The 7,306-nt window shown below is 44.4% G+C and carries 10 protein-coding genes; 5 read left to right on the top strand and 5 right to left on the bottom strand.

The annotated features are described in order from the left end of the window. The 5 genes from OEV42_20980 to OEV42_20960 all read left to right on the top strand — a co-directional run. Window positions 1-518, top strand: a 518-nt coding sequence (locus OEV42_20980; protein ID MDH3976745.1) for a 12-oxophytodienoate reductase, incomplete at its 5' end; no start/stop codon positions are given. 419 nt (window positions 519-937) lie between these two features. Continuing rightward, complete coding sequence (locus OEV42_20975) at window positions 938-1,666, top strand: DUF1538 domain-containing protein (protein ID MDH3976744.1); 729 nt, start codon at window positions 938-940, stop codon at window positions 1,664-1,666. Continuing rightward, the gene (locus tag OEV42_20970) at window positions 1,663-2,454 is read left to right on the top strand and encodes a DUF1538 domain-containing protein (GenBank protein MDH3976743.1); all 792 of its coding nucleotides are present in this window, start codon (window positions 1,663-1,665) and stop codon (window positions 2,452-2,454) included. The genes OEV42_20975 and OEV42_20970 overlap by 4 nt, the downstream gene beginning before the upstream one ends. A 1-nt stretch (window position 2,455) precedes the next feature. Beyond that, on the top strand, window positions 2,456-2,806 hold the full coding sequence (locus tag OEV42_20965) for a P-II family nitrogen regulator (GenBank protein MDH3976742.1): 351 nt from the start codon (window positions 2,456-2,458) through the stop codon (window positions 2,804-2,806). Next, complete coding sequence (locus tag OEV42_20960) at window positions 2,803-3,198, top strand: CBS domain-containing protein (GenBank protein MDH3976741.1); 396 nt, start codon at window positions 2,803-2,805, stop codon at window positions 3,196-3,198. The genes OEV42_20965 and OEV42_20960 overlap by 4 nt, the downstream gene beginning before the upstream one ends. Window positions 3,199-3,400: 202 nt before the next feature. Here the strand turns inward: OEV42_20960 and pilM are convergent, their stop codons facing one another. The 5 genes from pilM to OEV42_20935 form a co-directional block, all read right to left on the bottom strand. Next, a complete protein-coding gene (gene pilM, locus OEV42_20955) occupies window positions 3,401-4,939 on the bottom strand; it encodes a pilus assembly protein PilM (GenBank protein ID MDH3976740.1) in 1,539 nt (512 codons plus the stop codon). After that, entirely contained in the window at window positions 4,940-5,980 is a 1,041-nt protein-coding gene (gene gspK / locus OEV42_20950) for a type II secretion system minor pseudopilin GspK (GenBank protein MDH3976739.1), read from the bottom strand. Further along, a complete protein-coding gene (locus tag OEV42_20945) occupies window positions 5,977-6,663 on the bottom strand; it encodes a prepilin-type N-terminal cleavage/methylation domain-containing protein (GenBank protein MDH3976738.1) in 687 nt (228 codons plus the stop codon). The genes gspK and OEV42_20945 overlap by 4 nt, the downstream gene beginning before the upstream one ends. 2 nt (window positions 6,664-6,665) lie before the next feature. Beyond that, window positions 6,666-7,046 (bottom strand): prepilin-type N-terminal cleavage/methylation domain-containing protein, encoded by a 381-nt coding sequence (locus OEV42_20940; GenBank protein ID MDH3976737.1) that lies wholly within the window; start codon window positions 7,044-7,046, stop codon window positions 6,666-6,668. After that, on the bottom strand, window positions 7,021-7,306 hold a 286-nt coding region (locus OEV42_20935; protein ID MDH3976736.1), incomplete at its 5' end, for a hypothetical protein. The genes OEV42_20935 and OEV42_20940, both read right to left, overlap by 26 nt.

The raw sequence follows: 7,306 nt of genomic DNA, 5'->3' as shown, positions 1-7,306 counted from the left end.
CTGGAAAATCGCTTGAACTTGCCATTCAAATAATAGAGGCAGTAAGAAATGCGGTGGGGCCGGATTTCCCGGTAATATTTCGTTTTTCACAATGGAAACAGCAGGATTACAATGCGAAGCTCGCGAATAGTCCCGAAGAACTGGAACAATTTCTCATGCCGCTCAGCAATGCAGGAGTTGACATCTTTCATGCCAGTACCCGGCGCTTCTGGGAAGCGGAATTTGACGGATCGGAACTTAATCTTGCGGGATGGGCAAGAAAAATTACAGGGAAGCCGGCCATAACAGTGGGCAGCGTTGGCCTGGATAGTACATTTACCTCCTCTTTTGGAGGGGAAACAGCACATCCTGCTGACCTGAATTCATTAGATGAGCGCCTGGAAAATAAAGAGTTCGACTTGGTGGCCGTAGGACGCGCGCTTTTGGCTGATGCTGAATGGGCATTGAAAATCAAGGAAGGTCGCGAGAATGATATAAAACCGGTTGATCTGAAAAGAGCACTGACGAGTCTTTCTTAAGTTGAGTGTTGATTTCTTCCTGAAAGCATCAAAAAAGTTCATTGCTCCAAAACATTCAATTACAATTAGTAATCGTCAAAAAAATATTTCTCAAAATTTACAATCCGGAAATTGCTGTAAGACTTTACTTAAGGTAGGGGTTTCTCCTGAAAGTGTGCTTTTTTTCCACTCTCGGATAGCAGAAAACTTTAATTTAAAGTTGCGATTTTGATCTAAAATATTTTTATTATCAATATTGATTCAAGCTGAATAGTACTTGTGCTATTATACTTTCTTTAATAAAAATGAGCATTAGCTGATTTAGTCATCCTTCTGTTGCAGATTATGCGGAATTCTCAGGAAGGCTTTAGTGACACCATTTGGCAATAACCTGGAAAATTAGCGATAGTCATTCTTATCTGTCGGTGCAGTACTCAATAATGATAAAAAACCGTTTTATAAAACAACTCTTTAACAGTTTTATCGACCTCCTTCCTATTTTAGTTGTCGTGCTGCTTTTTCAAACTCTCATTATCCGACAGCCAATTCCAGACGTTACTAATCTGATCTTCGGTATGTTATTGGTTATTCTGGGGCTGACTTTTTTTATCGAAGGACTGGAACAGGCTCTCTTCCCCATTGGCGAAGCCATGGCTTACGATTTTGCCCGTAAAGGCAGCTTGTCCTGGTTATTGGTTTTTGCTTTTTCCCTTGGATTTGGTGCTACCGTTGCGGAACCGGCACTTATTGCCGTGGCAGACGAGGCATCCTCTATCGCTGCCGATGGTGGAATGATTGAAAATACGGAGGATGCGAAAGCCTCCTACTCATTTGGCCTTCGATTGACAGTTGCATTGTCTGTAGGTTTTGCAATATTGATCGGTGTTGTTCGTATTATTAGAGGTTGGCCCTTGCATTATCTAATAATATCAGGTTACTGCGGTATTGTTATTATGACCGCATTTTCACCTGATGAAATTATCGGGATCGCTTATGATTCGGGCGGAGTGACCACATCAACCATTACCGTACCACTGGTTACTGCATTGGGTGTTGGACTTGCTTCGGCAATCAAAGGCCGTAATCCCATGCTTGATGGTTTTGGTTTGATTGCTTTGGCTTCTCTGACTCCAATTATATTTGTTATGGCTTACGGAATGATTATATGAGTGAATTTCTTCTATTGTTTTGGAAGACATTTCTTGGCACATTGCGTGATGTTATGCCTATTGCGGCCATCATTATCGGTTTCCAGCTTCTCATAATACGCAAGCCGATTCGTCACCCTAAACAGTTTTTAATCGGTTTTTTTTATGTTCTTTTAGGAATTGCACTGTTTCTTGAGGGACTTGAAATGGCGCTTTTCCCACTAGGTAACATAATGGCAAAACAGCTGACTGATCCCGCTTTTCTCCAGGTTGACCTTTCTTTGGGGAACGTTCCATGGCATGCTTATTACTGGGTTTATATTTTTGCTGCCAGTATAGGTTTTGCCACCACCCTGGCCGAGCCTTCATTGATCGCTGTGGCAATCAAGGCACATGAAATTTCCGGTGGTGCTATTAAGGCTTTCAGCCTGCGGCTGGCTGTTTCGATAGGTGTTGCATTCGGCATTGCTTTGGGTGCTTACCGTATTGTTACCGGCACTGATCTCTACGTATATATTATTACAGGTTATGTAATTGTAATCATCCAGACAATGTTTTCACCAAAAATGATGATAGGCTTAGCCTATGATTCAGGTGGGGTTACTACGTCAACCGTTACCGTTCCGCTGGTAACAGCACTTGGCTTGGGTTTAGCTTCGACGGTACCTGGACGTAATCCGCTATTGGATGGCTTTGGGCTTATTGCATTTGCCAGCTTGTTTCCAATTATTGCCGTATTGGGTTATGCGCAACTTGCCGAGTGGCGAAGCCGTCATAACAATAAAATTCAAGAGAAAAAGGAGAGTTAAAATGCATTTCAAACTGATTATTGTCTTTGTGGAAGATGATAAAACGGGCCTGGTTATGAATACCTCCCGTGAGTGTGGTGCGACCGGTGCAACTGTGATCAGTAATGCGCGCGGAGAAGGGTTGAAAGCATCAAAAACATTCCTCGGTCTTACCCTGGAAACGCAGCGGGATATTGTGCTCCTGCTTGTTGAAGAACATTTGAGCCGTACCATTTTAGAGGCTATTGCAGAGGCCGCCGAATTTGACTCCAAGCCCGGAACGGGGATTGCCTTTCAAATTGATGTAGAAGATGCCGTTGGTGTTATGCATCAGGTAGAGAAACTTACCCCCATAGTTGAGGAGGAATTATGAGTGAAAAAACAGTAGTAAGAGTGCGTGACATTATGAAAACCGACTTTGTCACTATAGATGGGATTGCTACAGTCAGTGAAGCACGAGAAAAAATGAAACGCAACAATACTTCAGTGCTGGTTGTAAACAAACGGCATGATGATGATGAATATGGCCTGGTCATGGCCGGTGATATCGCTCAGCATGTTCTTGCCAGGGATAAAGCTCCGGAACGGGTCAATGTTTATGAGATCATGACAAAACCTGTAATATCTGTTCATCCGGATATGGATATTAGATACTGCTCCCGGTTATTTGCCAGGTATGGTTTGCTGCGTGCGCCTGTTTTGGATGGCCGTAAAGTGATCGGTACAATTAGTTCCAATGCCTTAGTTTTGAAAGAGCTTTCCTAAGCCTTTTTCTAACACCGATATGGAAACAAAGCTGATGGAAGTCTGCAAGATTTTATAACCTAAAGCAGCTTCTTCAAAAAAAGCCCTTTTCAATAAATCCGCCCTTCTACGGGACCATGTTTTGGTTTTTTTGAAAATAACTCTTCCCTGGGCCTATGCTGAGTAAGTGCGAAGGACTCAAGTGATAAGGTTTTTTCTGAGCTTACCTTGCCAGCTTGATGTTGAGTTGAAATTCGACAATGTTTTGGAGTCTGCTTGCTTTTGCGCCGCCTACTTCGACCGAATCAAAGAGAGGTGACGTGCCGAGGGCCGACTTGATTTTTTCAACCTTTTCAAAGGCTGCCGTTTCTCCTTCCAGCTTGATTTCCTTATCGTCTATCCTCATGCGGGTAATCCTGAAAGTTGTTTCATCGGGACCTCTTGTCGTTATCTCTCTCAGCATGTCAACGACTTTCATGTTTCCACCGGCGGAAAGAAGGGTGACCCTGTATTCAAGCTCCGTCAATGCGGTTTTGAGTTGATGTTCTTCGTTTTGTATCCGCTTTGTTTCCGGAAGCGTTTCGAGGAAGGTGTCTCTTACATTCTCTTTGAGAGATAGATAGCGTTTTTTGTGGTACGTTACGCTTATGGCAAGGTTGATCGTATAAAGCACCAATAGTATCCCTGCTCCCAGGGCCAGCATCTTTCTTTTTGTATAAAGTGATTTGTATAAATTACTTTCCAGCAGCCAGCGTTTTTTGCTGATAAAATTTATACTGTCCGACTTTGTGGCGATAAGCGCATACCCGAGCGCTGCCGTACCCTTTACGATGAGATCATTCAGTCTTACTCCGGGATCGAGGCTTATCCCCTCTTTCAGTTGAGGTGGTGAAACCTTGATGTCTATTTTTTCTTCCAGATAGGAAGCAATGCCTTTTATTTCCGATCCTGCACCTGTAATCATCAAAGATGATATGACTTCCTTTCCGAGACCGAAGGACCGGATGCTAAGTTCCATCTCCCTGATGAAGGTATTGAAGAAATTTTTGACCGATTTTTCTGCGCTTTTCACCTTCTCTTCTTCAAGGGAAGTCCTTCCTGAACAAAGAAGCTCCAGGGCTTCATTTTCGCTTAAGTCTGCCCCGGCCCTGAGATCGGAAAGGATGGTCTCCATTCCTTTTGTCAGTGTCCTTGAAAAGAGGGGATCGCCTTCCCTGATAATTGATAAAATAGAGTGGTCTCCGGAAATGTGAATAGTCATGCAGCATTGTGACGCTTCACCATGAGAGGGTGTAAAGGGCGCAGCAAGGGCGCTGTTTTCAGCGGTAATGACGGAGAGAGGCAAATGCGGTGAAAAAAGCGCTTCTGCTTCATTTACCGAATCCTTTCTTGCGACGAGCGACTTAACCGTTGTTTTTCCTTTTTCTGTTTTTAAGGGATAAGAACTGTAGGAGGCCTCTTTCAGGGGAAAGGGAAGGGTGTCGGCCAGAGTAAAGGGGAGGGCCTGAAATATTTTTTTCTTGTCGTCAAAGGGGAAAGAGGCCTCCCTGAAAAAGACCTTGTGGGCGGAAATACCCGAGCAAAAGGCGCCTTCGCTAAACTTTTTTTCATTTGCCAGCTCTGAAAGAACCTCACCGGCCTTTTTCCCACGGAGAGGAAATTCTTCAAAAGAGAGGATCTTCAAATCATTGCCCGAAGCCGATAGCTGAACGGTCCTGATGGCTGTGGCGGTGATCTCTATGCCTGTATATTTTTTTGCCAACTATGCCTCACTGTAGTAGATTATTTTTGCATTATCGCCCTGCCGGCTGATGACGGCATGAATGTCTGTCCTTATGTCCCGGTATATTCCCCTTACTGTGACAGAGAATGTATTGCTTACTACCTTGATCTTCCCCTGGATTATCTTGAAGTCCTTTTCACCGATCAGTTCTTTTACGTCATCGGCGCTTTTGAAGGGTTCTCCTCTACGGTAGTCTATAATCTCTTCTGCCACGGAGACAGGCAGATCTTTAGACAGTGACAGGATAACTTCATCATTTGCCGTATTGATGTTTACTCTGCCGTCACTTCCATAGGTGGAGAGGTAATTGTAGAGCGGGTTTTCTCCATTCCTTCCGAGAAAGATATCATCAGTTACCCCTTTTATCAATCTCAATTCATAGATATTGTTCATTGGGGCGTCTCTTGAGTAATAGGGATTATCGAGGGTGCTGTAATAATTATCCTCGGCGCCCGTCAGTTCAGCCTCATTATCGCTGTCTATCCAGTCGGTAATGGCATCTAAAATATCGGCATCGACTTTAATTATATCAAAGAGTCTTGTGAGCTGGTCTTTCGTGTCGAGCCCTGCTGTTATCCTGTTCACGTTAATCTTCCCCTCTTCATCACGGATGGTTCCCGTAAAACTCCCCTCTTCAAAAAAGGTGGCCGAAAAAACGCTAAGTTCCCTGAATTCTCCCCACTCTTCAAGGTAGGAGTCGTAATCCCTGTTATCCTTTTTGAGGGCAAGGATGGCGCTCTCAAGACCGGCCCGGGCGATTTCCCGGCTTTTTATCTTGCTTGCCAGGTAGTCAGCCCCTGTTATCTGCACCATCGTTTTGTAGCTCAGGTTGACCACAAGGGGCGTCATTATGGCCAGGATAATGAGGACGGTAAGAAGGGCATAGCCTTTTTCGTTCTTTATCTTTTTATTCACCACAAAGACATTTATACCCTTGAGGGTACAAAGTTCACCAAGAGTTCTTCTTCCCCTTTTAATCCTTTGTGATCTCTGTGCCTTTGTGGTTAAAGGAATTTTCAAAATACCTTCCCCCCATAGAGTGGCAGTTCCGTTATAAATTCCTCTTCATTTTCATCGTCATTTAAAAGGGTAAGCGTAATGCGTATTGCCTGTGGACGTTCTTTTCCGTCCCACAGGTCCATCCAGTCGCCTTTATTTTTCTTAAATTGAAAGGCAAGGGAAGCGAGGTCCTTCATGAGAAGCAGATCACGTCCTCCCTGCTGAATGTCGTCATCGGGCGTTAAATCGATTCTTTTAACGAGGTCATAACTTCCTCTTTCGTTAGCGACGAGGAAGTAGCCCACTTCCCTGAGCCTTGCATCAATGACGTTAGCCGAATCAGAGAGGGAGGCTGTAAAATCGAGTTTTTGTCCCTTTTCGGTTTGGGTGCAGTAGAGACCGTAATTGAGGGTTCCCTCTTTCTTTTCTGTGCCATCCCGGGGAATGACTGCCGAAGAGAGATCACGCATGAGCATTTCCATAAGGTTTCTCGCCTTGATTTCGACTTCCGTTGAAAGGCTTACCCTTTTCTCTGATTGGGAAATAGCAAAAAAACTCGAATAAATGATCGTCATAATAAATGCAAGAACAGTGACGGCAATAAGGATTTCAAGGAGTGTAAAGCCTGCCTCGGATTTTAAGGCGCCCTTGTTTATTGCAGAAATTTTTTTTGCGCAGAAATAATGCCGGGCCGGGTATTGCATCACTAAACCGCTCTGAATGTTTCAAGAAGAAATACGCTGCCACTCATTTCATCACCCCAGCTTACCCTGATGGTAAGTTTTCTCATGCCTTCCACAATGGAAGGCTCAACTCTCTTTTCCCATCTAAGTGTCATATCATCCAGCTCTTCTTTCCCTTCCCAGGTTCCCGGTTCCGGTTCGGAAAGACTGCTTTCGGAGAGGATCTTCTGGCCGAGAAGCGCGGCCCTGGTGAGGCATCTTGAGTGATAGCTCCTTGTTATATTGGAATTCTGGGCGTAAAGGAGAACAATGAGAGAGATGGATATGACGGCAATGGCCACCATCACTTCAAGGAGTGTAAAGCCCTTTTCCCCTGCCTTATGCTGCTTCCAGGTAACCTTCATGGATTTCGACCTTGCGGGAAAGGGGAGAGAGTTCAAGTGTAATTTCCTTGTCTTCATTATCTTTAAGGTGAATGAGGGCGCTGTCGGCCATTCCACCGGGGAAGAAGGAGATAAGCGTCTCTCCTATGCTTTTCTTCTCTTTTCCCGGTATATGGATGTCTAGAATTTTGATTTCTTCGGGAAAATGAAGGGGCTTTATGAGAAGGCCTTTCTCTTTTTCACCCCGGGGAGCATAGACGGCAAAGGTCCCTTCTTCGATA

It is taken from the genome of Deltaproteobacteria bacterium (genome assembly GCA_029860075.1).
Taxonomy (GTDB): Bacteria; Desulfobacterota; JADFVX01; order JADFVX01; family JADFVX01; genus JAOUBX01.
The sequence above is the reverse complement of the archived record's forward strand: the minus strand, read 5'-3'. Positions and strand labels throughout refer to the sequence as shown.

Bases quoted from the DNA above. Each gene is read 5' to 3' on its own strand.
- OEV42_20975 (MDH3976744.1), top strand. From the start codon at position 938: ATGATAAAAAACCGTTTTATAAAACAACTCTTTAACAGTTTTATCGAC.
- OEV42_20970 (MDH3976743.1), top strand. From the start codon at position 1,663: ATGAGTGAATTTCTTCTATTGTTTTGGAAGACATTTCTTGGCACATTG.
- OEV42_20965 (MDH3976742.1), top strand. From the start codon at position 2,456: ATGCATTTCAAACTGATTATTGTCTTTGTGGAAGATGATAAAACGGGC.
- OEV42_20960 (MDH3976741.1), top strand. From the start codon at position 2,803: ATGAGTGAAAAAACAGTAGTAAGAGTGCGTGACATTATGAAAACCGAC.
- OEV42_20945 (MDH3976738.1), bottom strand. From the start codon at position 6,663: ATGCAATACCCGGCCCGGCATTATTTCTGCGCAAAAAAAATTTCTGCA.
- OEV42_20940 (MDH3976737.1), bottom strand. From the start codon at position 7,046: ATGAAGGTTACCTGGAAGCAGCATAAGGCAGGGGAAAAGGGCTTTACA.